Origin of the sequence: uncultured Merdimmobilis sp., from assembly GCF_902471145.1 — a bacterium.
In the GTDB taxonomy this organism is placed as follows: domain Bacteria; phylum Bacillota; class Clostridia; order Oscillospirales; family Ruminococcaceae; genus Merdimmobilis; species Merdimmobilis hominis.
Map to the genome: position 1 here is coordinate 15,623 of NZ_CABRJC010000012.1, position 23,079 is coordinate 38,701.

The 23,079-nt window shown below is 57.8% G+C and carries 24 protein-coding genes; 11 read left to right on the plus strand and 13 right to left on the minus strand.

Translation table 11 applies throughout. The features are described 5' to 3' along the window. Nucleotides 1-24 precede the first annotated feature (24 nt). Entirely contained in the window at nucleotides 25-411 is a 387-nt protein-coding gene (locus RDQ42_RS06910; RefSeq protein WP_054332267.1) for a MerR family transcriptional regulator, read from the minus strand. Nucleotides 412-526: 115 nt separating this feature from the next. Continuing rightward, the gene (locus RDQ42_RS06915) at nucleotides 527-1,675 is read right to left on the minus strand and encodes an aldo/keto reductase (RefSeq protein ID WP_054332266.1); all 1,149 of its coding nucleotides are present in this window, start codon (nucleotides 1,673-1,675) and stop codon (nucleotides 527-529) included. A gap of 198 nt (nucleotides 1,676-1,873) precedes the next feature. Here RDQ42_RS06915 and RDQ42_RS06920 point away from each other — a divergent pair, with 198 nt between their 5' ends. Beyond that, a complete protein-coding gene (locus RDQ42_RS06920; RefSeq protein WP_231358799.1) occupies nucleotides 1,874-2,440 on the plus strand; it encodes a hypothetical protein in 567 nt (188 codons plus the stop codon). Nucleotides 2,441-2,594: 154 nt separating this feature from the next. Here the strand turns inward: RDQ42_RS06920 and RDQ42_RS06925 are convergent, their stop codons facing one another. The 5 genes from RDQ42_RS06925 to kdpA all read right to left on the minus strand — a co-directional run bounded on the left by RDQ42_RS06925 (nucleotide 2,595) and on the right by kdpA (nucleotide 8,320). Further along, nucleotides 2,595-3,470 carry a hypothetical protein gene (locus RDQ42_RS06925; protein WP_071427478.1) on the minus strand — a complete coding sequence of 292 codons (876 nt, stop codon included), beginning with the start codon at nucleotides 3,468-3,470 and terminating at the stop codon, nucleotides 2,595-2,597. A 2-nt stretch (nucleotides 3,471-3,472) separates the two neighbouring features. Continuing rightward, entirely contained in the window at nucleotides 3,473-4,075 is a 603-nt protein-coding gene (gene kdpC / locus RDQ42_RS06930; RefSeq protein WP_054332262.1) for a potassium-transporting ATPase subunit KdpC, read from the minus strand. Nucleotides 4,076-4,166: 91 nt separating this feature from the next. Further along, a complete protein-coding gene (locus tag RDQ42_RS06935) occupies nucleotides 4,167-4,307 on the minus strand; it encodes a hypothetical protein (RefSeq protein WP_154667584.1) in 141 nt (46 codons plus the stop codon). A gap of 101 nt (nucleotides 4,308-4,408) precedes the next feature. Continuing rightward, complete coding sequence (kdpB, locus tag RDQ42_RS06940) at nucleotides 4,409-6,478, minus strand: potassium-transporting ATPase subunit KdpB (RefSeq protein ID WP_054332260.1); 2,070 nt, start codon at nucleotides 6,476-6,478, stop codon at nucleotides 4,409-4,411. A gap of 18 nt (nucleotides 6,479-6,496) precedes the next feature. After that, nucleotides 6,497-8,320 carry a potassium-transporting ATPase subunit KdpA gene (gene kdpA / locus RDQ42_RS06945; RefSeq protein ID WP_231358798.1) on the minus strand — a complete coding sequence of 608 codons (1,824 nt, stop codon included), beginning with the start codon at nucleotides 8,318-8,320 and terminating at the stop codon, nucleotides 6,497-6,499. Nucleotides 8,321-8,612: 292 nt separating this feature from the next. Between kdpA and RDQ42_RS06950 the strand changes: the two genes are divergently transcribed. The 3 genes from RDQ42_RS06950 (at nucleotide 8,613) to RDQ42_RS06960 (ending at nucleotide 11,047) form a co-directional block, all read left to right on the plus strand. After that, nucleotides 8,613-8,852: a hypothetical protein gene (locus tag RDQ42_RS06950; protein WP_054332259.1), complete on the plus strand. Its 240-nt coding sequence runs from the start codon at nucleotides 8,613-8,615 to the stop codon at nucleotides 8,850-8,852. A 163-nt stretch (nucleotides 8,853-9,015) separates the two neighbouring features. Further along, on the plus strand, nucleotides 9,016-9,873 hold the full coding sequence (locus RDQ42_RS06955; protein ID WP_231358797.1) for a hypothetical protein: 858 nt from the start codon (nucleotides 9,016-9,018) through the stop codon (nucleotides 9,871-9,873). 523 nt (nucleotides 9,874-10,396) lie between these two features. Next, the gene (locus RDQ42_RS06960; protein WP_054332256.1) at nucleotides 10,397-11,047 is read left to right on the plus strand and encodes a hemolysin III family protein; all 651 of its coding nucleotides are present in this window, start codon (nucleotides 10,397-10,399) and stop codon (nucleotides 11,045-11,047) included. Nucleotides 11,048-11,105: 58 nt separating this feature from the next. Here the strand turns inward: RDQ42_RS06960 and RDQ42_RS06965 are convergent, their stop codons facing one another. The 6 genes from RDQ42_RS06965 to RDQ42_RS06990 form a co-directional block, all read right to left on the minus strand. After that, nucleotides 11,106-13,160, minus strand: coding sequence for a diguanylate cyclase (locus RDQ42_RS06965; protein WP_308588479.1), 2,055 nt, complete (start codon nucleotides 13,158-13,160; stop codon nucleotides 11,106-11,108). Nucleotides 13,161-13,188: 28 nt separating this feature from the next. Further along, a complete protein-coding gene (locus tag RDQ42_RS06970; RefSeq protein WP_231358796.1) occupies nucleotides 13,189-13,545 on the minus strand; it encodes an Hpt domain-containing protein in 357 nt (118 codons plus the stop codon). A 434-nt stretch (nucleotides 13,546-13,979) separates the two neighbouring features. Continuing rightward, nucleotides 13,980-15,434: a GntR family transcriptional regulator gene (locus tag RDQ42_RS06975; protein ID WP_231358795.1), complete on the minus strand. Its 1,455-nt coding sequence runs from the start codon at nucleotides 15,432-15,434 to the stop codon at nucleotides 13,980-13,982. A gap of 174 nt (nucleotides 15,435-15,608) precedes the next feature. Then, complete coding sequence (locus RDQ42_RS06980) at nucleotides 15,609-16,445, minus strand: Mrp/NBP35 family ATP-binding protein (protein ID WP_231358792.1); 837 nt, start codon at nucleotides 16,443-16,445, stop codon at nucleotides 15,609-15,611. Continuing rightward, complete coding sequence (locus RDQ42_RS06985) at nucleotides 16,438-16,815, minus strand: DUF134 domain-containing protein (protein ID WP_204211284.1); 378 nt, start codon at nucleotides 16,813-16,815, stop codon at nucleotides 16,438-16,440. Before RDQ42_RS06985 ends, RDQ42_RS06980 begins: the two co-directional genes overlap by 8 nt. 170 nt (nucleotides 16,816-16,985) lie before the next feature. After that, nucleotides 16,986-17,108 carry a hypothetical protein gene (locus RDQ42_RS06990; protein ID WP_269215325.1) on the minus strand — a complete coding sequence of 41 codons (123 nt, stop codon included), beginning with the start codon at nucleotides 17,106-17,108 and terminating at the stop codon, nucleotides 16,986-16,988. A 212-nt stretch (nucleotides 17,109-17,320) separates the two neighbouring features. On the opposite strand from RDQ42_RS06990, the gene RDQ42_RS06995 reads away from it, so the two are divergent. From RDQ42_RS06995 to RDQ42_RS07025, 7 genes are all read left to right on the plus strand, one after another. After that, on the plus strand, nucleotides 17,321-18,142 hold the full coding sequence (locus RDQ42_RS06995; protein ID WP_054332248.1) for an epoxyqueuosine reductase: 822 nt from the start codon (nucleotides 17,321-17,323) through the stop codon (nucleotides 18,140-18,142). Nucleotides 18,143-18,234: 92 nt separating this feature from the next. Continuing rightward, on the plus strand, nucleotides 18,235-19,290 hold the full coding sequence (locus RDQ42_RS07000) for a peptidoglycan bridge formation glycyltransferase FemA/FemB family protein (RefSeq protein WP_231358790.1): 1,056 nt from the start codon (nucleotides 18,235-18,237) through the stop codon (nucleotides 19,288-19,290). A gap of 156 nt (nucleotides 19,291-19,446) precedes the next feature. Beyond that, nucleotides 19,447-19,770, plus strand: a complete 324-nt coding sequence (locus RDQ42_RS07005) for a cyclic-di-AMP receptor (protein ID WP_054332247.1) — start codon at nucleotides 19,447-19,449, stop codon at nucleotides 19,768-19,770. A gap of 24 nt (nucleotides 19,771-19,794) precedes the next feature. Continuing rightward, nucleotides 19,795-20,760, plus strand: a complete 966-nt coding sequence (locus RDQ42_RS07010) for a DNA polymerase III subunit (protein ID WP_269215324.1) — start codon at nucleotides 19,795-19,797, stop codon at nucleotides 20,758-20,760. 127 nt (nucleotides 20,761-20,887) lie between these two features. Then, nucleotides 20,888-21,754, plus strand: coding sequence for a stage 0 sporulation family protein (locus RDQ42_RS07015; protein ID WP_231358788.1), 867 nt, complete (start codon nucleotides 20,888-20,890; stop codon nucleotides 21,752-21,754). Between the two features lie 202 nt (nucleotides 21,755-21,956). Further along, complete coding sequence (locus RDQ42_RS07020; RefSeq protein WP_054332245.1) at nucleotides 21,957-22,127, plus strand: DUF362 domain-containing protein; 171 nt, start codon at nucleotides 21,957-21,959, stop codon at nucleotides 22,125-22,127. Nucleotides 22,128-22,349: 222 nt separating this feature from the next. After that, complete coding sequence (locus tag RDQ42_RS07025; protein ID WP_054332244.1) at nucleotides 22,350-23,078, plus strand: tRNA1(Val) (adenine(37)-N6)-methyltransferase; 729 nt, start codon at nucleotides 22,350-22,352, stop codon at nucleotides 23,076-23,078. Nucleotide 23,079 lies beyond the last annotated feature (1 nt).

The window sequence follows — 23,079 nt, forward strand, 5'->3', positions numbered from 1 at the left end:
TCCGCGGTTTTATTTCGATGAGTTTTACCCTTTAAACTGGGCCATGGTGTTCTCCCAGTGGGGGTTCCACTGATCGTAGCGCTCGATCTTGTTTTCCAAAAGCTGCAAGGTGGCAAGCATCTCCTCGGTTTTGGCCTTCAAAAGATCCCGCTGTTCTATGAGAAGCTGTTTGCGGGCCTCCTGGGTACCATTCCCCCGTTGGTATAGGGAGACATATTCGATCAGCGCTTCCACCTGGACCCCGGCACGGCGCATACATTTGATGAAGGACACCCAGTTGCAGTCCTCCTCCGAATAATCTCGGAAGCCGGACTTGTTGCGGGTCACACTGGGGATAAGCCCCACCCGCTCATAGTACCGCAGGGTGTCGGCGGAGATGTCATATTGTCTACTCACTTCGGCTATGGTCATAAATCCTTCTCCCTTCTCCGTTTTGTTACCGGCCCAACTCTTTTAGGGCCCGTTGCTTTTTGCCAAACGAGCACTCCGATTCCACGGAACTTTTTATTTTGCCACAGTCAGGTGGTTATTTGCCGAACAGCACTTTGGCCTCCTGCATGGATTGAATCACCGGCACACCGAAAGGACAACGCTTTTCACAGGCGCCACAGGCGATACATTCCCCGGCGTGGTGGGCAAGAACCTCATAATGCTCCCGCACCGTTTCGGGAACAGTCCCTTGGGCTTTAGCCAGGTTGAGGAATTTATTCACCATGGCCACATCGATGCTGCGGGGGCAGGGCGCACAGTGGCCGCAGTACATGCAGTGGCCTTCCCAGCTGATGTTGGGGAAGGTGGAGAAGGTAGCGGCGTAATCCTTTTCCTCCTCCGAAGCGGACTCATAGGCGATGCTTCCCCGCAGCTCCTCTACCGAGCGGGCGCCGGCCAGCACGGTGGCCACGCCAGGACGGGTCAAAGCGTAGTGAAGGCACTGTATGGGGGTCAGGGCCTTGCCCGCCGGGGATAGGGTCTCGCTGAGCAGATCCCCGCCGCCAAAGGCTTTCATCACGGTAATGCCTACCCCCAGCCGCTGGCAGGTCTCATAGAGGGCCACCCGGGAGGGGTCAAAATTGACCATAGGGGAGGTGTAGTTGTCGTTGCTGTACAGTTCGGTGAGTTCCCTTGTGCCGGGCTGCAGGTCATAGCAGGGGTTGACACTGAACATCAGCACATCGATGAGGCCGCTGTTCACCGCCTCTAAGGCGGCAATGGGGTTGTGGCTGCTCATGCCGATGCAGCCGATGGCCCCAGCGGCTTTCAGCTCCTTCGCGTAGGCCATGACTGGGCCGTTTGCCACCTCGTTCCAATCTTCCAGGGTATCCACATAGTGGATCATCCCCACATCAATATAGTCGGTGCCCAGCCGTTCCAGCATGTCGGAAAATCCGGCTTTTACTTCTTCTATGCGGCGGGTCCGCTTGTACTGGCCGTTCTGCCAAATGGTGCACAGATGCCCTTGCAAGATAAATTTCTCCCGTCGGCCGGCCAGGGCCTGGCCCAGGGTGCTGCGGGCCTCTGGGTTGGAGGTGTATAGGTCTATGTAGTTAATGCCGGCCTCTTCACAGAGGTCGATCAAATCTTTGGTGAGGGCCCCGCCCTCCTCGATAAACCCTTCGCAGCCAATGCCGATTTCACTCACCTGTAAGCCGGTGCGGCCAAGTTCCCGATAGTTCATAAAAATGCCCTCCTTATTCCTATTGTCTCTATTCTATATCTTGGAGTAGGCTCCAAGTCAAGGGGTGAAGCCTATTTTGGTGGGCTGCCCGCCAATTTCTGTCGGAATTGCCTCCCTTCCCCGGGAATATCCGGCAGATTACCCGTTGACAGGGGATCGTTTTGTTGCTACCCTATCCCCAAAAGGAGGGGTATCCATATGAAACGGTTTTGGCTCACTTTGCTGGCGGCGGGGATTTTGGTGCTGGGAGGCTGTTCGCGCCGGGGTGAGAATTCTCCCCCCTCCCAGGTATCCGGGGCCGCGCCTTCCGCGGAAGGGGTGATCCGGACGCTGTACATCGGCAGGGGGGAAGATTTCCAGCAAGTCCCCCACACCTTTGAGGGGGAACCTACCCCAGATGCACTCATCGCCGCCATCGCCGAAGAGACGGGGTGGAATCTGGCCTTGGCGGAGCCGGTGACCAGTGGCAAAGGCGGGATGAGCGTGCTGTTTTCCAAGGAGAGCGCCCTGTTCACTGGGCTTCCAGACCCGCAGAAGGAAGAATACGCCGTGGATGGTCCCCAGGATTTGGCTTTCCACATCCTGGACAGCATCCAGCGGACCGTCCAATGGAACACCATCAATCCCCAGCTGGGGGACCCAGCCAACCTGGATGTTTACTTTGCAGTTGGGGGGAATGAGCCGCTCTCTTGGCTGGAATGGGGGATCGAGCTGCCGCTGGAGGAACCTTACCCTGGTTCGGCGGCCCTACAGCGGGTGGAGTAAAGGGGTTCGGGATGATAAAACAAGCGTGTACGCTGGTATGCCAGCGTACACGCTTGTTTTTATACAAAAAAGAAGAAGGGGCAAAAAAGAGCCCGGGCTTGGTACGAGCCCGGGAAAAAGACAGGATAAAATGGGAAGTGAGTGTGAGATCAGCTTATTTCCAGTCCAGGGGAAATAGAAGTTTTAAGAAAATTTTTTCCGCCGGGCCGCCCTTGACCAGGTCGAACCGGAGAATCTGTCCTTGGGCATCCGTCACCTGGAAAAAACCCTCTTGCCGCTGGATGGAAAAGCCCAGCTCCTCCAGCACAACCCGCAGGGCCATCTCCCACTCCAGGAGGTGTGGGGCCTCACCGGAGCAGTAGGCGTCCCACAGCCAGTCAAATTCCAACGGCTGCACCCCGTCGGCTAAAAACGTTTGCCAAAGCTGTTCCTTCTGGGCGGCGGAAAGCAGGCCCAGAAGAGCCGGCTTCTCCGCCTCCGACCAGGCCAGATAGCAGAAGGCGCTCCCTGTGGTGGGAAGAAGGGAACATCCTGTGAGGAAAGGTTCCAGCTTCCGGGAGAGGGCGGCCAGCGGCGCCTGGGGGGAAAGTTGGGAGCACACCTGGGCAAGGGAACTTGCGGTATCAGCGGATTCTGTTTCCAGCTGTAGGCAGAGCCCCTCCATGGAATCAAAGGGCCGGCCAGACACCGAATGAAGGCGGATGATCCCCCGGCCCCCCTCCCGCCGGATGGTCAGTTGGCCAGTCTCCCGGTCGCCGGTTGTCCCGTAGAGGGACAGCGGCCAGTGGTCGGAAACCGCGGCAATGGTGTCGCCGAAGGAATCCGCCAAGTCCTTCCAAGAATAGGCCACATCCCGGTAGAGCAGCAGGAGGGTGGGCCGCCCGTCCTTGTACAAGGGGAAGGGCTGGGTGGAGAACAAATCACTGACACTGCAGACCAGCCGGAGCAACCGGTCGGTGGGGGAGGCCTCCACAAGGGACGGCGAAAGTGGGAAGGTCTTTTCCAGAGCAAGGCGGTAGGGGTACAACATGGTTACCCCTCCTTCAGGATGCCGTCCAGAGCCAGGTTGACCTGAAGGACATTGACCCGGGGTTCCCCGAAAATCCCCAGGAAGCGGCCGGTGGTGTACTGGTCAATGATCTTCTGTACCTCTTCTTCCGAAATCCCCCGTGCCGCCGCGATGCGGGGCACTTGGTAAGCGGCTGCGGCAGGGGAAATCTCCGGGTCCAGGCCGCTGCCGGAGCAGGTGACCAGATCCACCGGGATGGGCTGGTCCGCCATGGCTGGGTTGGATGCCCGCAGGGCTTCTACCCGCTGAGCGACCAGTTCCTCCATCTCTTCCCCGGCGGGGCTCTTGTTGGAAGCCCAGGCATACATCACCGGCTGGCCGTCCTCATCGGTAAAAGAGCTGGTGTCCACTGTCATAATCCGGCCCCACAGGTGGCCTTCATCGGCAAACGGCTGGCCCAGCAGCTGGGAGCCGTAGGTTTTGCCGTCGATTTCAAGGATGCTGCCATTTGCCTGCCACGGAAAGAATACCTGGCCAATGCCGGTGACAAGCAGCGTGTAGGCGAGGCCGCAGACAACACTCATGGCGGCCAGCATACCGGTGGCGCGAATCAGGATTTGTTTCATAGGGAAAGAACCTCCTTTGGGGCCGGCCGTGGGAAAGAGGGCCGGCACACTGGTTGGGTGAATGGGTGGAAGGGGAGCTTGTACCCGTCGGTTACAGCAGGGCGGCAATCACGGTGAGAGGATATACTAGCACCATGGCAGCTGCGGTGAGGGCGGCTACGGTGCCGGAGCCCAGCAAGAGGAGCAGGGCGGGCAAGGTGATATAAGGGCAAACGTCCAGCCCCCGATTCACCAAGAAGATCCCCCGCTCTCTGCAGGTGCGGAACCATCCCCGTCTGGGACATTCCAGGGGCAAAGCGCAACCGTTGGAGTACATAGGAACAACCCCTTTCTTTACAGCACCCCCAGTAAGGGGGCGACGATACAGTCGATGAGTTTAATGGCGGCAAAGGGGACTAGGATGCCCCCCACACCGTAGACCAGCAGGTTGTGGCGCAGGAGTTTCCCGGCAGGGACCTCCTGATAGGCCACCCCTTTCAGGGCCAGGGGAATCAGCGCAACAATGATCAGCGCGTTGTAAATCAGCGCGGAGAGGATGGCGCTGGACGGGCTTTGCAGCCCCATGATGTTCAAGGCGGCAAGGCCGGGATACAGGCTCATGAAAATAGCCGGAATAATGGCGAAGTACTTGGCGATGTCGTTGGCGATGGAGAAGGTGGTCAGGCTCCCGCGGGTCATCAGCAGCTGTTTGCCGATCCGCACGATGTCGATTAGCTTGGTGGGGGAGGAGTCCAAATCAACCATGTTGCCCGCCTCTTTAGCCGCCTGGGTGCCGGAGTTCATAGCCACGGCCACATCGGCCTGGGCCAAAGCGGGGGCGTCGTTGGTGCCGTCACCAGTCATGGCTACCAAATGGCCTTGGGCCTGGTACTGGCGGATCATGTCCAGCTTGGCCTCAGGGGTGGCCTCTGCCAGAAAGTCGTCCACCCCCGCCTCCGCGGCGATGGCGGCGGCGGTCACCGGGTTGTCGCCGGTGATCATAATGGTGCGGATGCCCATCCGCCGCAGGTCGGCGAATTTTTCTTTCACACCGTCCTTGACGATGTCCTTTAAGTGGATGACCCCTAGGATCTTGTGATTTTTGGCCACTACCAGGGGGGTTCCGCCTTGGCGGGCCACCTGGTCTACCAGATTGCGGCATTCCTCGCTGTAGACCCCTCCAGCTCCTTCCACATAGGCCCGAACCGCGTCAGCCGCGCCTTTGCGGATCTCGCCGCCGTCGTAGTCCACGCCGCTCATCCGGGTTTGGGCGGTGAAGGGGACAAAGGTCAAGTGCTGGTCGGAGAGTTCCCGGCCCCGCAGGCCAAATTTTTCTTTGGCCAGGACCACCACCGACCGGCCCTCGGGGGTCTCGTCCGCCAGGGAAGAGAGCTGGGCAGCGTCGGCAAGTTCCTGTTCCGGGCAGCCGTCCACCGGTAAAAAGGCGGTTGCCTGCCGGTTGCCCAGGGTGATGGTGCCGGTTTTGTCCAGCAGAAGGACATCCACATCGCCGGCGGCTTCAATGGCCCGGCCGCTCATGGCCAGTACGTTAGCTTGGTTCAGGCGGCTCATGCCGGCGATGCCGATAGCTGACAGCAGGGCGCCGATGGTGGTGGGGGCCAGGCAGATCAGCAGCGCCACCAACCACACCACCGAGGTGGGATTGGCGATATCCGCCAAGGCGGCGGAGAAATGGGAATAGGAGTACAGGGATGCGGTGACCAAAACAAAGATGATGGAAAGGGCCACCAGCAGGATTTCCAGGGCGATCTCGTTGGGGGTCTTTTTCCGGTTTGCCCCCTCCACCATGGCGATCATTTTGTCCAGGAAGCTCTGTCCGGCCTCCTGGGTCACCCGGACCACCAGCCAGTCGGAGAGTACGGTGGTGCCGCCGGTGACAGCGGAACGGTCGCCGCCCGCCTCCCGGATGACCGGGGCCGATTCGCCGGTGATGGCGCTTTCATCCACACTGGCGGCCCCGTCCACCACCTCGCCGTCTGCGGCGATCTGCTCCCCGGCGTTTACCAAGAACAAATCCCCCCGTTTAAGGGTGGCGCCAGGGACGTCAAAGAAGGTGCTGTGGTTGTGGACATCCTCCAATTTGTGGGCGGATACATCCTTTTTTGAGGCCCGCAGGGAATCCGCCTGGGCTTTGCCCCGGCCCTCTGCAATGGCCTCTGCGAAGTTGGAGAAGAGGCAGGTCAGCCACAGGATGACCGCAATGGCCAGAATAAACCCGCTGGTGACAATGCCGTCGGAGATACCGCCCAAGGAGAGGGCAAACAATACGGTGGTCAGCAGCGCGGAGAGGTATACAAGGAACATGACAGGGTTTTTGACCTGTTCCCGCGGGTCAAGCTTGGTGAAGGAATCCTTCAAAGCCCGCATCAGCATGGAACGGCGGCCGGATTTTGTCTCTTTCATAGTGGAATTATACCTCCCTTAACCGATCCCGATCATTTGGGTGAACTCGGCGATGGGCCCCAGGGACAAAGCTGGGAAGAAGCTCAATGCGCCGACAATCAGCACGATCAGGATGAGAAGAAATACAAACATGGGGTTGCAGGTGGACAGGGTGCCGGCGCTGGCGGCAACCTTCTTCTTTTGGGCCATACTGCCCGCGATTGCAAGGGTTGCCACCATGGGCACAAGCCGGGCGAAGATCATCACCAGCCCTAAGCTACAGTTGAGAAAGGGGGTGTTGCAGTTCATGCCGGCGAAGGCGGAGCCGTTGTTGCCGCCAGCGGAAGAATAGGCGTACAGGACTTCGGAAAAGCCATGGGCTCCGGCGTTGTTCAGGCTCTCTATGGTGGAGGGGAGCAGGGTCGCGATGCCGCTGCCCACCAGGATGGCGATGGGGGTGGCAAGGCAGACAAGGACGGCCATCCGCATCTCTTTGGGGCCGATTTTTTTGCCCAGGTATTCGGGGGTGCGCCCCACCATCAGTCCGGCGATGAAGACGGTGAGCAGCGCAAAGCCGATCATGCCGTACAGGCCGCAGCCTACGCCGCCGAAGATGACTTCGCCCAGCTGCATCTGGAGCATGGTCATCATGCCGCCGATGGGGGTATAGCTGTCGTGCATCGAGTTGACCGACCCATTGGATGCAGCGGTGGTAAAGGCCGCCCAGGTGGAGGAGGTGGTGATGCCGAAGCGGGTCTCCTTGCCCTCCATGTTGCCGCCGATGTTGCCTTCCCCGGCGGCGATGTCAACCGCGCCGTTCTGTGCCAGTTGGGGAGTGCCCGCCTGTTCGCTTGCGCCGATAACGCCCAGTGCGATGACCAGCAGGATAAACATGGCAAGGAAGATGGCGATGCCCTGCCGTTTATCCTTAATATTGCGCCCAAAGGTGAAGCAGAGGGCCGCGGGAATCAGCAGAAGGGAAATCATCTCCAGCAGATTGGAGGCGGGGTTGGGGTTTTCCAAGGGATGGGCGGAGTTGTTGCCCAGAATGCCGCCGCCGTTGGTGCCCAGCTGTTTGGGGGATACCTGGCTAGCCTGGGGGTAGAGGGGAACTATCTGTTTGGTGATAATTTGAGCATCCTCTACCAAAGCGCCGTCCAAGGTGACAGTGCCGGCCTCTGGGTCAATTTCCGCACCGGTGATCACGTTGCCTTCTGCATCTACAGCGAGAGGCTCCAACAAATCCACGGTGATGTTGCCGCCCAGGGATTGGGGCACGCCCAAGCCCACAAGGGCAATGGACATCACCAAAGACAGGGGGAGCATCACATACAGTACCGACCGGGTCAAGTCCACCCAAAAGTTGCCGATGGCGCTGGCCTTGGTGCGCACGAAACCGCGGATCAGGGCGAACAGCACGGCGATGCCTGCGCCTGCGGAGACAAAGTTCTGGACGGTCAAGCCCATGGCCTGGGAGAAGTTGGAGAGGGTGACCTCCCCGGAATAGGACTGCCAGTTGGTATTGGTGGCGAAGCTGGAGGCGGTGTTAAAGGCCAGGTGCCAGCTCAGCCCCTCCATGCCCTGGGGGTTCCAAGGCAGCAGGTCTTGGAATTTTAAGATGAGGGTAAGTACAAAAAGACTGATAAAGAAAAACGCAAGGGAACAAGCAGCGTATTTTTTCCAGCCCATCTCTTCATCCTCGTGGATGCCCAAAATACGGTAGAAGCCTTTTTCACAGGGCCGCAGGATTTTGGAGAGGAACACCGGCTCGTTGTTCATGACTTTGCCGATATAGCTGCCCAGCGGGATAGCCAGCGCCACCAGGATGATTAGGTACAGTGCATATTGGATGAGTGCATTCATGGTTTATTGATCCTCCTTCATCAAGGTCCAGGCCAGGTAGGCCAATACGGCGACTGTTGAAATCCCAATGCCGCAGAGAATGAGTTGCATCAAAATCCCTCCTTTATCAACGGTCAAATCATACCGCAAAAGAAATAAGAGTGCCGTTAGAACAAAAGCTGTCCGCATAAATGTTAAATTAAGAAGCCCACAGGATGCCGTGCGCCTTAATGCGACTTTAACGCCTTGGCGGGGAATGCTCACACCATCGTTACATGCAATCCAGTAGAATAGAGTCAAAGGATGTGATTGTATGAAGACATTGCTGTTGTTGGGGTGTCTGTTTTTCAGTGTTATGGCCGGCTATTGGCTGATGGTGAAGCTGGACGGGTTCCTCGCCCGCGGAGGGATCCGCCCCTATTGGGATGAGGAAGAGGAGGAGATGTCCGGCGGCGCTGTATACCAAGCGGAGGAATCCCGGCAGAGGGAAGAGGATTGGGATCCGGAAGCTGACCATGTCCCCTGGGGGAATCTGCACACCCGCCGGCAATAGGGAATCTTCGCCTTTTTCCATTCATTTCCCAGGAAAACAAGGCTTTTGATTGTTTTTCCACAGGTGCTTTGGTATAATAAAACCGAAGAAGATCCGGCCGTGGAGGCCGTCTTTTGGAAACCAAAGCCCCGGTGTGGGGGAATTTGTAAAAGGAAGTGGATTTATGCTCGATAAAATCCTGTATTCCAAGCAGTTAAAACGCATTTTGGTGCTGTTTACCGCCCTATCGGCCCTCTGCCTTATCCTGTCGCTGACCTATCCCTTGGCCCGCAAAGCCCAGGCAGTCAACCAGGTGGGGGAGAGGAGCCTTTCTTCCATGACCTCTTTCTCGCTGGCTATGACCTATTACAGCGATGAGGAGATCAGCCGCCTCGCCCGGGAACCGGGCATGGATGACAGCTATAAATCCCTCTGCGGCCTTTTGACTTCGGTAAAAGATGCATATGGATACAACCGGGTCTACCTTTTGTATAAAGGGGTGGGCGGAAAACTGTATACCCTTTTGGACTCCGGCTATCGGGACAACGCCCGGGAAGGGGTGGACTACAACGGCCCTACCACCCAGTACAAACCGCTGAGCGGCAAGGCGAAATCCGCCATTGACAAGGTGTTCTCCAAGAAGGAGCCTCGGATCACTGCCGGGGGCATCGCCGAGACGGTGGATGGGGTCAAGGTGGTGAGCAGTTATGTGCCGGTGTACAGCCGCTCCGGGGAGATCATTGCCGTGTTGGGGGTGGATGCCGGCCTTTCCTCCGGGATGGTGTTTGACCGGGTGGGGGTCATCGACCTCAACTGGCTGGCGGGAATTTCGGCCATCTGCGGTGCGACCGGTGTGCTGCTTCTTTACTTCTGGGTGAAGCTGATTCGCCGCCGGGCCAAGGCCGCTGCAGAACAGGCGGCCCAAGGGGTGGAAGCTCCAGAACCTCTCCAGCTGGCAGCGGAGGACCCCGCTCCAGAGGAGCCGGAGGCAGCGCAGCCTTCGGAGGATGCCCCCGACGGGGAGGATCCGCCTCGGCCATAAGATTAATCAAAAAGCGCCCTCCCCATAGCGGGGAGGGCGCTTTTCTGCGATGTTTTGCTGCTGGCCCGCATGGCAAGTGGCCGGCTGAGGCAATACGGGGAGTGAAAAAGTTTACATTCCATGGTTTTTCGGTGGGATAATGGGGCCCGTATTTCCATAAGGTATTTACCGTGGTCAGCGAGGCCCGCCACCGGATAACTCTATAAAAAGCCCATTGGGGGGCCCAATTTAGACGAAACGGGGCTTTCGGGTTTGGAGGAAGCCCTCAGAGGGCGGCGGTTCTTTTGAGTTATGCAAAGTTCCAGAGGAGAGCCCCCAGGGGGATGAAGACCCTTCAGGGAGGGGACAGTTTGCAGAGGATTTTCCCCCACCAGCTTGCATAAGGGACAAATGGGATTCCCACACTACTTCTGTAGCCTGAACTTTTCGACAACGGGGCGTTTCCCATTGCTTTTTTTCAAGATTGTGCTATGATATATCCTATAATCTGGTTTTTAAAATTATGTGAGTGGAGGTGCCGAAGATGTCTCACTATTTACAACATGCTAGGGACCCTATTAGCAGTTATACCCATTTTATTGGTGCACTGCTCTCTGTTCTGGGGACTGGCGTATTGGTTGCCGCCAGCATATCCCGCCAGGTGGGCTGGATGACCGGGCTTTCCGCAGCGGTTTTCGGCCTGTCCCTGGTGGCTTTATACGCCACCAGCGCCACCTACCATTTTGTCCATGGGACTGACCGGGTGATTCTGCGGCTGCGCAAGCTGGACCATTCAATGATCTATGTGCTCATTGCCGGTTCTTACACCCCCATGCTGCTCAATCTGTTGCAGCCGCCCAAATCCTACTTGTTTACAGCGGTGATTTGGCTGTGCGCCGTGGTGGGCATCGCAGTGAAGCTCTTTTGGTTCTCCGCGCCCCGGTGGTTTTCCACCGCCCTGTACATCCTTATGGGGTGGGCGATCGCCTTTGACCTGCCGTCCCTAGGGGCCCTGCCTGCCGGGGGGATTGCCCTTTTAGCTGCCGGGGGAATCTCCTACACCATCGGCGGGGTGATGTACGCCGTCAAAAAGCCCAACATCAGTGCAGATTTTGGGTTCCATGAGCTGTTTCATCTCTTTGTGATGCTGGGCAGTTTCCTCCACTTCCTGGTGGTGTTCTTTTATATCCTATAGTGGCAGACAAAACAGCCCCCGCAGGACAACGGTGTTCCTGCGGGGGCTGTTTGCGTTTTTAATTGTCCATTGGGGAGAGGACCGACAAAAATCCTTGGATGGATTTGTCATACAGCCGGTACTGGTTCCGCCCACTCTTTTTAGCGGAATAGAGGGCTTGGTCTGCGCAGTGGAACAGCCGCTCGTACGCCTCCCCGTTTTCCGGGCAGAGGGAGATCCCCATGCTGATGGAGATTTGAAAATCCTTGTATTGGCCGGTCAGGGTGTGGAACACCCGCTGGATTTGAGGCATGGCGTCGCTCTGGCACTCGGCAAAAATCAGGAATTCATCCCCACCCACCCGGGCGGCGATGTCGCCCTGCCGAATGTTCTGGCGCATCCGCTGGGCCACATATTTGAGCACCTCATCCCCGAAGATGTGGCCAAACTGGTCGTTGGCTGACTTGAAATAATCCACATCAAAGAGGATCATGGCAAAGTTTTTGCCCTCATTGGCGGCAATTTTAGCTTCAATGGCTTCCCGGGCCGCCCGGTGGTTGTACAGGGAAGTCAGGGAATCCTGGGCTGCAAGCTGGCGCAGGTTGGCCAGCTCCAGCTGCTCTTCGTGGATGTCGATGAACTTGCCGATGACAGTGGAGTAGTTGGCCCGGTCTTCGCTGTCCCACAGGGTGCGGGCTACCACTTTGAACCATCGGGGTTCCCCTTGGACCGACAAGCAGTAACTCCCGCTGACAATGGGGTCGGTGGGAGTGGTGCCGCGCAGAAGACAGATAAAGCTTTGAAAATCCGCAGCGGGGAAGACCTTCTGGAGTTGTTTGCTCTGCTTGGGGTGGGCGATCAGCTCCGGAAGGGCCAGGTATCTGGCCCCCCATTCCGAAACCTCCAGCAGGTCTGAGTGAATGTTGTATTCGAACTGGACCTCCTGAGACATGGAGGCGAAGAACCGGTATTTGATCCGCTCCTGATCCAACAGGGCCAGGGTGCGGTTGGAGGCCCGCAGTTCGTTGCTTGCGATCAGCTCGGTGGCGATGCTTTGAATCTCCATGGAGGACATGCCGCTGGGGGAGTTTACCCGAACCTCTTCCTCAATATGGCTCCCGGCATCCACCAGACATTCCAGCAGGATGGGGTTAAAAGCCCCGCATTCCCCCCGCAGGATCATCCGCATGGATTCCTCGTGGGAATAGGCGGGTTTGTATACCCGTTTGCTGGTCAAGGCGTCATAGACGTCTGCCAAAGAGACCACCTGGGCGGCGATGGGGATGTCCTCCCCTTTGAGACCGTCGGGATACCCACGGCCGTCATACCGTTCATGGTGCCAACGGCAGATGTCATGGGCCACCCGGATCAGCTCCTCCTCTTGGAGGTTGGGGGCATTCTGCAAAATCTGTGCCCCGATGGCACAGTGGGTTTTCATAATGGCAAATTCCTCATCGGTCAGCCTGCCCGGTTTGTTGAGGATATCCTCCGGGATGGAGATTTTGCCGATGTCATGGAGGGCCGAGGCGTTTACAATCAGGGCAATTTTGGAGGAGGTCAGGTTGTACCGGCTGGTGCGGGCCACCAGTTTTTTCAGCAGAAGCTCGGTGATCACCCGGATGTGAAGGACGTGCAGGCCGCTCTCCCCATTGCGGAACTCCACGATGTTGGAGAGGATCTCCACCATCAAAAAGTTGTACCGCTCTTTTTCTAAAATCTGTTCGGTCACCATGCCCTCCAGGTTTTTCTGTTTGGTGTACAGCATGATGGTGTTGCGGACCCTTCGCTGAACCGTCTTTTCGTCAAAAGGACGGTTGATGTAATCGGTTGCGCCCAGGTCGTAGGCATGGTCAATGTAGCTAGAGGAGGTCTCCGCCGATATGGTGATCACCGGGATGCTGTGGATCCAGCCGCTTTTGTTCATAATGGTGAGCACTTCAAAGCCGTCCATCCGCGGCATGACGATATCCAGCAGCACCAGCGAGATATTGGTGTGGTATTTGCCCAAGAGGGCGATGGCCTCTATGCCATCGCGGGCCTCTAAGATGTCGTATTCGGCAGACAGAATATCCGCCAACAAAGATCGGTTCATTTCGGTGTCATCAACAATGAGGATACGGTTCCTTTTTTCCATCCACTACACTTCCTCTATGGTTCGCCCTCTAGGCTTGGGACAATCCCTGAATTGCGGCGAGAATGGTGTTGTAATCGCCTTCCAGTTGGGCGAACAGCGGGCCGATATCCTCGGAGGGAGGCCCGGAGCGGAGCGCTTCGGTGACCGCGCTGCTGGACTCTGCCAGTGGGGTCAGCCCCAGGTTCATGCTGATGCCCTTTAGGGAGTGGGCGGCCCGGAAAGCTTCTTCGTACTGCTTTTCCGCCAGCGAATGGCAAAGGGTAGAAAAGCTTTGGTCTGCGGGGAATTTTAAGAGGAACCGGCGGATGCGGTCTTCATTCCCCAGCCGGCGGATCACTTCGTTGTAATCGGCGCCGATGGCGGCGTAGTATTGCTGAACAGTCATTTCTCACCCTCCATAGGACAGAGATTCGGGGATTGGGCTGGTTCCTTGTATAAGGTATGCAGCTCCCAGGGCAGAGTTCCGATGCCTAGGCTTCCCCAAGCAATGGGGCGCCCCGGGATAGAAGGCACGGCCCGTCCTTGGAAAAGCATTGGCCGGCATGGGGGCGCTGTGGTGATACTGGCATCTTCTGTGGGCAATCCTGTGGCAATAAGAGAAGCAGGGAAAAACGAGGGCTTTTCCCTGCCTGTGCTTGCTGTCTTTATGGAGCGGGTTTTGCCCCGCCAATACCTGTTTGTATAAGTCCACAACCATTATATCAAAAGAGGCTCCTATTTAATAGGGTTGTATAAAAAATATATTTTCAAAAAGCTCCCCGAATAGCGAAAAAACCGCCCTTTTGGGCGGTTGGAGGAAAGGTGGAAGTGGGGATAATATCACGGTTTGGGAAGCCCTTCTACCAAGACAATGGGCTTCACACCGCCTGCCCCGTGCTGAAGCAGCAACGCCCTGCCAAACAGGAGAAGGGAATCAAAATGCCATTTGGCCTCCCGGCAGAAGGCATCCAGGTCACGCCTCTCCAGGTACAGGGCCAAAGTGTCGGCGCAGTGGCAGTACATCCGGCTCTTCTCCGGGCTGCCAGCCAGGCAGGAGAGGGGATGGCCCCACACCAGCTGTTCCAACAGGCGGGCATACAGCTCCCGAACCACCCCATTGCCGGAAGCGTCGATCATCAGTTGGCAGAACAGCTCGGTAATGGTGTTCCAGCGGCCGGAGGCGGCAATTTCCCGAAAGTTGGCGGCGGCGGAGGCCAACTGCTGCTCCCCGATTTGGAGGAAAGTGTCCCGGATGATGCCGGGGGCGGTGAGGCTGAAAATCTGTAGGGCCTGCAGGTACTTGGCCATCATGGTGCGCATGGTGTAGGTCTCCAAGCCGTTGGCCACCGCTTCCGGGGTGAGGGGGACCGGCTTGGTTCCCTTGCCCCCTGAGGGCTGGGTCACCCCAATGCTGTTCATCACCCCGGTGGCCCGGCGGATCGTGCTGCGGCTCACCCCAAACTGGTCCGCCAGGGTGTTGATGGGGGGGAGGCGCTGCCCCATGGGCAGTTCCCCCAAGGCGATTTGATGGATCAGTTTGTAAACCACGCTGTACACCTGACGGGGGCGGCCCCGGTAAACCTGCCACTCAAAGGAAACCGGCTGTACATCCGGGGGCTGGGGGCTGTCGTGGAAGGAGGCGTACAGGCGAAGGGCGTTGTCGTCCAGGTGTTGGCAGATCTGCCGGCGCGCCTCGGCATGGTTCCTCTGCCGGCAGAGGCCGAGGAGGGAGAGAAGGCTGCCGCAGCTGCACAGGAACCCGCCGTCCTTTTCTCCTCCCCGGGCGGAAAAAGGATAGGCCTGGAACAGTGCCAGGTCACAGAGCAGGCCGGTGAGCATGGGGTTGCCCAAGGGGTGGAGCATCTCCTCCAGCAGGTAGATGCTGCCTATAAAATCCTGGTTGGAGGGGTCATCCTCCCACCGGGAAAGCCGCTTTGCATCCTTTTCCGGGAGGAGCTGAAGGGCGGCCAGCAGGATGTCTGCGGACACCATGGACTCGAAGGCGTAGATGTCCCGGATGGCGTCCCTGCGGGACCAGAAGTGGACGGCGTAGTTTTGCTCGATCTCTTCCGGGGTGAGACGGGCAACCACCCGGAACCGTTTGCCGTCCATGGCGATCCAGCCCTGGCTTTCCAGCATGGCGAGGGCCTGCTGCACCGGGCGGATGGAGACATGGAACTTGTCGGCCAGATCCCAAATGGGGGGAAGGGATTCCCCATGGGACACCACCCCACACTGGATCATCATAAGGAGATACTCATAAATCCACTGATACAAACTGATATCTTCTTTCATGGCTGTTCCAACCCTCTTCCACATAGCTGTCGTTCCGGCAGGCGCGCCGGGGATCATCGGGTCATTGCGGGAAACCGGGGGCGTTGTCCTCTTCATGGGGCGAGGGGGCGCTCCTCCCGCCAAAATGCAGCAAAGACAGCCCCCTTGTTGTATGGGAGCTGTCTTTGCAAGGGCTTAGTCGCCCAAATGTTCCAACAGGTCGGCGGCGCCGTCCAGCCAATCCCCTTCGACCTCTTCGATCCGGCCCTGGTCACAGGCGCTGGCGATGGCAGGGTCGATGGGAAGGCGGCCCAGCACATCCAGCCCATAGGCGGCAGCCACATCCTCTAAATGGCTTTCGCCGAAGACATGGATGTGTTTGCCGCAGTCTGGGCACTGGACATAGCTCATATTCTCAATCAAACCCAAGATGGGGATATTCATTTTTTTGGCCATGTTGACCGCTTTGCCCACGATCATCGAGACCAGCTCCTGAGGGGAGGTGATGATGAGGATGCCATCCAGGGGGATGGATTGAAAGACGGTCAAGGGAACATCACCGGTTCCCGGAGGCATGTCCACAAACATAAAGTCTACGTCGCTCCAGATCACATCGGTCCAGAACTGTTTTACCGTATTGGCGATAATGGGACCCCGCCACACCACTGGATCAGTCTCATGATCCAACAGCAGATTGACCGACATGATGTCCACGCCGGTCTTGGTTTTGGTGGGGAGAAGGCCGAACTGGCTGGCCATGGCTTTTTCGTGGATGCCAAAGGCCTTGGGGATGGAGGGGCCGGTGATATCCGCGTCTAAAATGGCGGTGTTGTAGCCCCGGCGGTTCAGAAGGACCGCCATCAGGGAGGTCACCAGGGATTTGCCGACGCCGCCTTTGCCGCTGACTACGCCGATCACCTTGCGGATGGAGCTCATCTCGTGGGGGGACTCCAAGAAATCCTCCGGCTTCATCTGGCGGGAGGGGCAGTTCTGGGTGCAGTTGCCGCAATCGTGGTTGCATCCTTCACTCATTGGATTTCAACTCCTTACCTATTTGCAATTCATTTGGGTAACACCTGGAACAGGAATGGGGGCATCCCTGGCCGCTGGAGGCCAGTTGGTAATTGCCGCCTTCGATGACAATGGGGCAACCCTCGCACAAGGCGCCGGCCACCTTTTGGCGGGCGCGGTACAAAATCCGCTGGAAGGTCCCGCGGGAGACCTCCATCCGCTGGGCGGCGCTGTCCTGTTCCAGCCCTTCCAGGTCGCACAGGCGCAGGCTTTCCAGCTCTTCCAGCCGCAGGGTCACCGGTTTGCCGCAGGGGCGTTTGGGGGTGAAAACCCGATTGTCTGGGGCGATGCACACCCGCCTGCATTTGGTTGTCCTGGGCAGAATGTCCACCTCCTGACCGCAATACTTGTGGAATGGGGGGCATATTGTGCATATGCCCGGTTCCACTCCCCTCAATTATACCGGCTCCGGCAGAGGGTGTCAACCACAGGAAACATGGCGGCGGCCAGAGTAAAAAGAAGCCGGTTCCCCCAGAATAAACCAGGGGACCGGCGAACTATTTACCAGTGAAATTTATTTTTGAGATAGCGGTAGGCGGCCTGCACCGCGGCGAGGACCACGGCAAGCCACAAAAATTTTGTGATAAAGGTCGCAAGGTCGATGACGATAGACAACAGATCCAATGCCTTGGCCCTCCTTTCCTTATTCATCATACCGGGGGGGGAAATCTTTGTCAAGGCAAAAGAGGGCGAATTGGGGCGGAAAACCCGCCAAAACTTCCCATGGAGGAAATCCCCTGGAAACCGGCGGGCAAAAAGCGGCCATTCACAGAAAAAGGGTGGAAAAGGGCGGCCAAATATGCTACAGTAAGGGATGATCCAAGGGGGGAAGGCATATGCTGAAAGAGATTGTCACCGGCGGGGGAATCAGCCAATTTGGCGTTGCCGCCTTCGCCGACTGCCTCCCGCTGCTGCCCTGCCGGGGGGCGGCCCGCATCCCAGCGGGAGCCAGGTCGGTGATCGTCTGCCTGCTCCCCTATTATGTGGGGGATTACCCGGAGCGGAATATCTCCCGGTACACCTTGGCCGACGACTACCACACCATCGGCCGGGGGATGTTGGAGGAGATAGCCGCCCGTCTGGGAGAGGCCTATCCCCAGGGTTCCTTTGCCTGCTTTGTGGATTCCTCCCCCATCCGGGAGGTCTATGCCGCCTATCTGGCAGGGCTGGGGGTCATCGGCCGGAACGGCCAGCTGATCCACCCGGAATTCGGTTCCTATGTGTTCATCGGGGAGATCGTCACCGACCTGGAGTTTCCCCCCTCCACCCCCTTGCCGGGGGGCTGTTTAGGCTGCGGGGCCTGTGTCCGGGCCTGCCCTGGCGGGGCCCTCAAAGGGGATGGCACTGTGGAGGAAAGCCGCTGCCGTTCCTATATCACCCAGAAAAAGGGGGAACTGTCCCTTTGGGAGGTACAGGCCATCCGCCAAGGGGGGATGGTTTGGGGCTGCGACCTGTGCACCGACGTCTGTCCCCACAACAAAGGGGCCCGTTGGTCGGACATCCCGGCCTTTTATCAAAATGTGGTTCCTATCCTCACCCGGGAGAACCTTGCCGTTCTAAAAAAATGCAAGGCGCTGGGGTTCCGGGGGAAAGGGGTGCTGGAACGGAATTTGGCTATCCTCACTGGGGAGTATCCGCCCCAGGGGGGGAAAGAATAGGAAGAAAGACACCGCCAAGGGAAACCCAGGCAAAACAATACAGCAGCGCCGCGGCTTTGCAGCGGGCATTTTTACAAGGAGGGGACCGTTCCATGGAAATTATCACACCCGCCCAGTATGGGGAATATGACGCCTTTGTAGCCAGCCATCCCCAATCCAGTTTTACCCAGTGCACCGACTGGCGGAAGGTGAAAAACAATTGGGGATATGAGGCGGTGATCAGCCGCAGCGCCAGCGGGGAGATTGTGGGGGCCATGGGGGTTCTGATTCAAAAGATCCCCATGATCGGCACCAGCTTTTTGTACGCCCCTCGGGGCCCGGTGTGCGATCTGCACAACAAGGCCATCCTGCTGGATCTGAAAAACGGCGCCGATGAACTGGCCCGCCGGTACAATGCCCACGCCATCAAGTGGGACCCGGATATCCTCTTCACCGACACCGAGGCAGTGGAGAACCTAAAGGCGTTGGGTTTTGTCCAGTCCTACGGCCCCGATGGGTTTGAAGGCATCCAGGCCCGGTTCAACTACCGGCTGTATCTGAACGGCCGCACCGAGGATGAGGTCTTTGCCGCCCTGACCCAGAAGACCCGGTACAATGTCCGGGTAGCCCGGAAGCACGGGGTGGAAATCCAGGTGGTGGGCAAGGAGCGGCTGGATGATTTTATGGGTCTCATGGAGACCACCGGCCAGCGGGATGGCTTCAACATCCGGCCCAAATCCTACTTTGAGCGGATGCTGGACTCTTTGGGGGAGAAGGTGCGGCTTTACATGGCCTTTTATGAGGGGCAGCCCATCTCCGGGGCCATCACCACCAACTTTGGAGGCAAGACCTGCTATGTCTATGGCGCTTCGGACAACGCCCACCGCAATGTGATGCCCAACTACCTGATCCAGTGGGAGATGATCCGCTGGGCCATTGAAACCGGCTGCTGGGTTTACGATTTCCAGGGGGTCTCCGGCATTCTGGAGGAGAGCCACCACATGTATGGCCTCTACCGGTTCAAACGGGGGTTCAACGGCACCCTGGATGAGCTTGCCGGGGAGTTCGACTACATTTACCAGCCCCTCAAGGCCAAGATGGTGGACCAGGCCATCGCCTTAAACGGAGCCATGCGCACGGTGAAGCGGAAACTCCAACACAAAAATTGATTTAGCCTCCGGGCAATGTGTTTAGGGCTTGATAAAATATGGGTATAATTTGTTAAATTTGTGCAAAAGCTGTGGCTTTCCTCTTCAGAATGTGGTAGAATAAAGCCATAGAGGAACACAGAGATGTCCTCATCCATTGATAAAGGGGGTCCCATTATGAAATTGATTCTTGCAATTGTATCCAATGACGACAGCCAAAAAGTGCAGATGGCTTTGACCAAAGAGAGATTCTCGGTCACTAAACTGGCGACAACCGGTGGCTTCCTGATGTCCGGCAACACCACATTTATCTGTGGTACAGAGGATGAGAAGGTTCCCCAGGTCATCGAAATCCTGCGCACCCACAGTCAGAAGAGAACCCAGATGGTTCCCTCCTCCGCATCCTACGGCGTCGGCATGTTCACCTCCTTCCCGGTGGAAGTCCAGGTGGGCGGCGCTACCGTCTTTGTGCTGGATGTGGAGCAGTTTGTAAAACTCTAACCGCATAGAATGGGAGAAGCCCAGTTGAATCAGGATTTTTATTACAACGATAGAGCACTCAAAACGCTCGCCGCGCTGACCGCCGGCGGGCGTTTTCCCCATGCTGTCCTGTTGGAGGGGCAGGAGGGCTGCGGAAAGAAGACCCTGGCCTTGCGCCTGGCCGCCGCCATCCTCTGCGAAGGGGAAGGGGAGAAACCCTGTGGGGACTGTGGGCCTTGCCACAAAGTCCTCTCCGGCAACCACCCCGACGTGATGGTGGTGGGGGAAGAGGGGGGGAGCCGTTCCTTCCACATCGACGCCATCCGCCAGGTGCGGCTATCCGCCTATGTGAAGCCCAACGAGGGGAAGGCCAAGGTCTATATCCTCTGCGACGCCCAGAACATGACCGTCCAGGCCCAAAACGCCCTTTTGAAAATCATCGAGGAGCCCCCGTCCTACGGGGTGTTCCTCCTCACCTGTGACAACCGCTCCAAACTGCTGCCCACCATCCTTTCCCGGGTGGTGACTATCCCGGTGGCAACCCCCACGCCGGAGGAGTGTCTGGCGGTGCTGCCGGGGCTCCGCCCGGACCACACGGAGGAGGAATACCAGTTCGCAGCCACCCTTTCCGAGGGGAGCATCGGCCGGGCTCTGGCCGCTTTGGATGACCCGGGAGCCTTGGGCGCCGAGCGGGATGCGAAACAGCTGCTGGACCTCCTCTTCCAAGGGGAGGAGTACCCTATGCTCGCCTTATTGAGCCGGTATGAAAAGGATCGGGAAGGTTTTTTGCGGCTTTTGCAGGCGGCCAAGGATCGGGTGGCGGGGCAGTTGACGGGGCAGTACCTCGCCCCTGGAAAGTCCGGCCAAACCCGCCAGATTACACCGTTGCAGGGAATGCGGATCGTTGGTATAATAGAAGAAGCCCAGCAAAAGGCGGCCCAGAATGTCAATTTGACCTTGCTGACCACCCAATTCTGCGGGCGGCTCAAGGCGGCCCTGCCCAGGGGATGACCTTGCGTGGAAAGCGGGCCCCCACAGGGGCCCCAGAGAAACTGAGAGGATTCTGCCGGAGGTTTCCGGCTTCCCCAACAGGGGGATGGAATAGAGATGGGGCAAACGCCCAAAAAGGAGGAAGGAAATGGCAGAAGTGATCGGCGTTCGCTTTAAGAACGTTGGCAAAGTATATTATTTTGACCCCAATGGCAACAAGATCGCCAAAGGGGCCCATGTAATCGTGGAAACAGCCCGGGGTGTGGAATGCGGCGAGGTGGCTGCGGGCAACCGGGAAGTGGAGGAACACGAGATTGTAAAACCCTTGAAAAAGGTGATCCGGGTGGCAACCAAGGCCGATCTGGACCAGGTGGAACGCAACCGCCAAAAGGAAAAACAGGCGGCAGAGGTCTGCCAGAAAAAGATCCAGGAACACAAGCTGGATATGAAGCTGGTGGACGTGGAATACACCTTTGACAGCAACAAAATCCTGTTTTACTTTACAGCGGATGGCCGGGTGGATTTCCGGGAATTGGTCAAGGACCTGGCCTCGGTGTTCCGCACCCGGATTGAGCTACGGCAGATCGGGGTGCGGGATGAAGCCAAAATGTTGGGGGGATTGGGCGTCTGCGGGCGGCCTTTCTGCTGCTCCACCTTTTTGGGGGAGTTCCAGCCGGTTTCCATCAAAATGGCCAAAGAGCAGGGCCTTTCCCTCAACCCCACCAAAATCTCCGGCACCTGTGGCCGGTTGATGTGCTGCCTCAAATTTGAGCAGACCGCCTACGACGACCTGCTGCGCACCACCCCAAAAGTGGGCGCCACCGTCAATACCCCCGACGGGCGGGGCACGGTCCAGGAGGTCAACCTGCTCACCGGTGTGCTCAAGGTGCGGATGGACAAAGCCATGGACGCTGCGCCCCACATCTTCGACAAGAACGAGGTCCGCGTCATCCGGGATGGGCAGATCAAGGTGAAGGACGACGAAGCCAAAGCCCTCAAAAAGCTGGAGGGGTAACCTAGCCGAGAGTTTTATGAGAATCTATTTTTTTAAAGGCCGCAGCCCATGGGCTGCGGCCTTTTCCAGTTTTGTGTGGCAGGGTGCAGCGGGCGGATGATTGAGAGAAAGCTAATTCATTCACAAATATTTTATGGAAGATTGATTGATTTTTTCCCGATCTATGGTACAATGAACTTGAACATTTAAGGAGGTGTAACCCATGGCATATGCAATTTCTGATGAGTGCATCAGCTGCGGCGCATGCGAGGCTGAGTGCCCCGTAAACGCGATCTCTGCTGGTGACGGCAAATATGTGATCGACGCAGCTACCTGCATCGAGTGTGGCGCTTGCGCAGGTGTTTGCCCTGTTGGCGCTCCCAGCGCTCAGTAGGCTCCGGTTCGCACATAGGAAGATGGGTACAGCCCCACGCTGTACCCATCTTTTTTTGACCCATTTCCCAATGGATGCTATAATGGCCACAGGGAAGCGGATGGCAGGGAATTTCTGCCTGGCCCTCTTGCTGGGGAGGGCATGGGAAGCCTTTGAAAAGCCGGCGGCCCGAATACTTACTGAATTTATGGGGCTGGCCTGCGGCCCGAAAGGAGAAATGGCATGGAACTGGATTTCCCCCACCATTATGAAGCTTTAGGCGACCGGACCCTCTGCGTCACCCCCGACCACAAATTCGGCACCGACGCCTTTCTGTTGTCGGATTTTGCCGCGCCCCGGCGAAAAGACCTGGCCTGCGATTTGGGCACCGGGTGCGGCATCATCCCCATGCTGTGGTTCCGCCGGCCAGAGGATGCCCCCAAACTGGCCTTTGGGGTGGACATCCAGCAAAAGGCCATTGCCCAGCTGACCGCCTCGGTGGAGAAAAACGGCCTTGGGGGAAGGCTTATCCCCATCTGCGCGGATTTGAAGGATCTTCCGCCCCAGCTGGAGTCCGGCCGGTTTGACCTGGTCACCTGCAACCCTCCTTACAAAGTGGAGGGAGGGGGAATCCTAAGCGAGTGGGAGAGTGAAAAAATCGCCCGGCATGAGACACAGTGCAGCCTTGCCGATGTGGTGGCCGCTGCGGCCCGGCTTTTGAAGTTTGGGGGGCGGTTCTGCCTCTGCCAGCGGCCGGAGCGGCTTTGCGATGTCCTCACCTTGCTTCGTCAGCAGGGTTTGGAACCCAAGCGGGTGCGGTTTGTCCAGCAGCGGCCAGGGTCGGCCCCCTGGCTCTTCCTCTGTGAGGGGAAGAAGGGGGCAAAGCCTTTTTTACAGGTGGAGGCTCCTCTCCTCATCGAGGGGGAGGACGGCTTCTCAGAAGAACTACTGAAAATCTATGGGAAAAGGTGAA

Coding starts and splice junctions, on each gene's coding strand:
- RDQ42_RS06910 (WP_054332267.1), bottom strand. CDS start 411: ATGACCATAGCCGAAGTGAGTAGACAATATGACATCTCCGCCGACACC.
- RDQ42_RS06915 (WP_054332266.1), bottom strand. CDS start 1,675: ATGAACTATCGGGAACTTGGCCGCACCGGCTTACAGGTGAGTGAAATC.
- RDQ42_RS06920 (WP_231358799.1), top strand. CDS start 1,874: ATGAAACGGTTTTGGCTCACTTTGCTGGCGGCGGGGATTTTGGTGCTG.
- RDQ42_RS06925 (WP_071427478.1), bottom strand. CDS start 3,470: ATGTTGTACCCCTACCGCCTTGCTCTGGAAAAGACCTTCCCACTTTCG.
- kdpC (WP_054332262.1), bottom strand. CDS start 4,075: ATGAAACAAATCCTGATTCGCGCCACCGGTATGCTGGCCGCCATGAGT.
- kdpB (WP_054332260.1), bottom strand. CDS start 6,478: ATGAAAGAGACAAAATCCGGCCGCCGTTCCATGCTGATGCGGGCTTTG.
- kdpA (WP_231358798.1), bottom strand. CDS start 8,320: ATGAATGCACTCATCCAATATGCACTGTACCTAATCATCCTGGTGGCG.
- RDQ42_RS06950 (WP_054332259.1), top strand. CDS start 8,613: ATGAAGACATTGCTGTTGTTGGGGTGTCTGTTTTTCAGTGTTATGGCC.
- RDQ42_RS06955 (WP_231358797.1), top strand. CDS start 9,016: ATGCTCGATAAAATCCTGTATTCCAAGCAGTTAAAACGCATTTTGGTG.
- RDQ42_RS06960 (WP_054332256.1), top strand. CDS start 10,397: ATGTCTCACTATTTACAACATGCTAGGGACCCTATTAGCAGTTATACC.
- RDQ42_RS06965 (WP_308588479.1), bottom strand. CDS start 13,160: ATGGAAAAAAGGAACCGTATCCTCATTGTTGATGACACCGAAATGAAC.
- RDQ42_RS06970 (WP_231358796.1), bottom strand. CDS start 13,545: ATGACTGTTCAGCAATACTACGCCGCCATCGGCGCCGATTACAACGAA.
- RDQ42_RS06975 (WP_231358795.1), bottom strand. CDS start 15,434: ATGAAAGAAGATATCAGTTTGTATCAGTGGATTTATGAGTATCTCCTT.
- RDQ42_RS06980 (WP_231358792.1), bottom strand. CDS start 16,445: ATGAGTGAAGGATGCAACCACGATTGCGGCAACTGCACCCAGAACTGC.
- RDQ42_RS06995 (WP_054332248.1), top strand. CDS start 17,321: ATGCTGAAAGAGATTGTCACCGGCGGGGGAATCAGCCAATTTGGCGTT.
- RDQ42_RS07000 (WP_231358790.1), top strand. CDS start 18,235: ATGGAAATTATCACACCCGCCCAGTATGGGGAATATGACGCCTTTGTA.
- RDQ42_RS07005 (WP_054332247.1), top strand. CDS start 19,447: ATGAAATTGATTCTTGCAATTGTATCCAATGACGACAGCCAAAAAGTG.
- RDQ42_RS07015 (WP_231358788.1), top strand. CDS start 20,888: ATGGCAGAAGTGATCGGCGTTCGCTTTAAGAACGTTGGCAAAGTATAT.
- RDQ42_RS07020 (WP_054332245.1), top strand. CDS start 21,957: ATGGCATATGCAATTTCTGATGAGTGCATCAGCTGCGGCGCATGCGAG.
- RDQ42_RS07025 (WP_054332244.1), top strand. CDS start 22,350: ATGGAACTGGATTTCCCCCACCATTATGAAGCTTTAGGCGACCGGACC.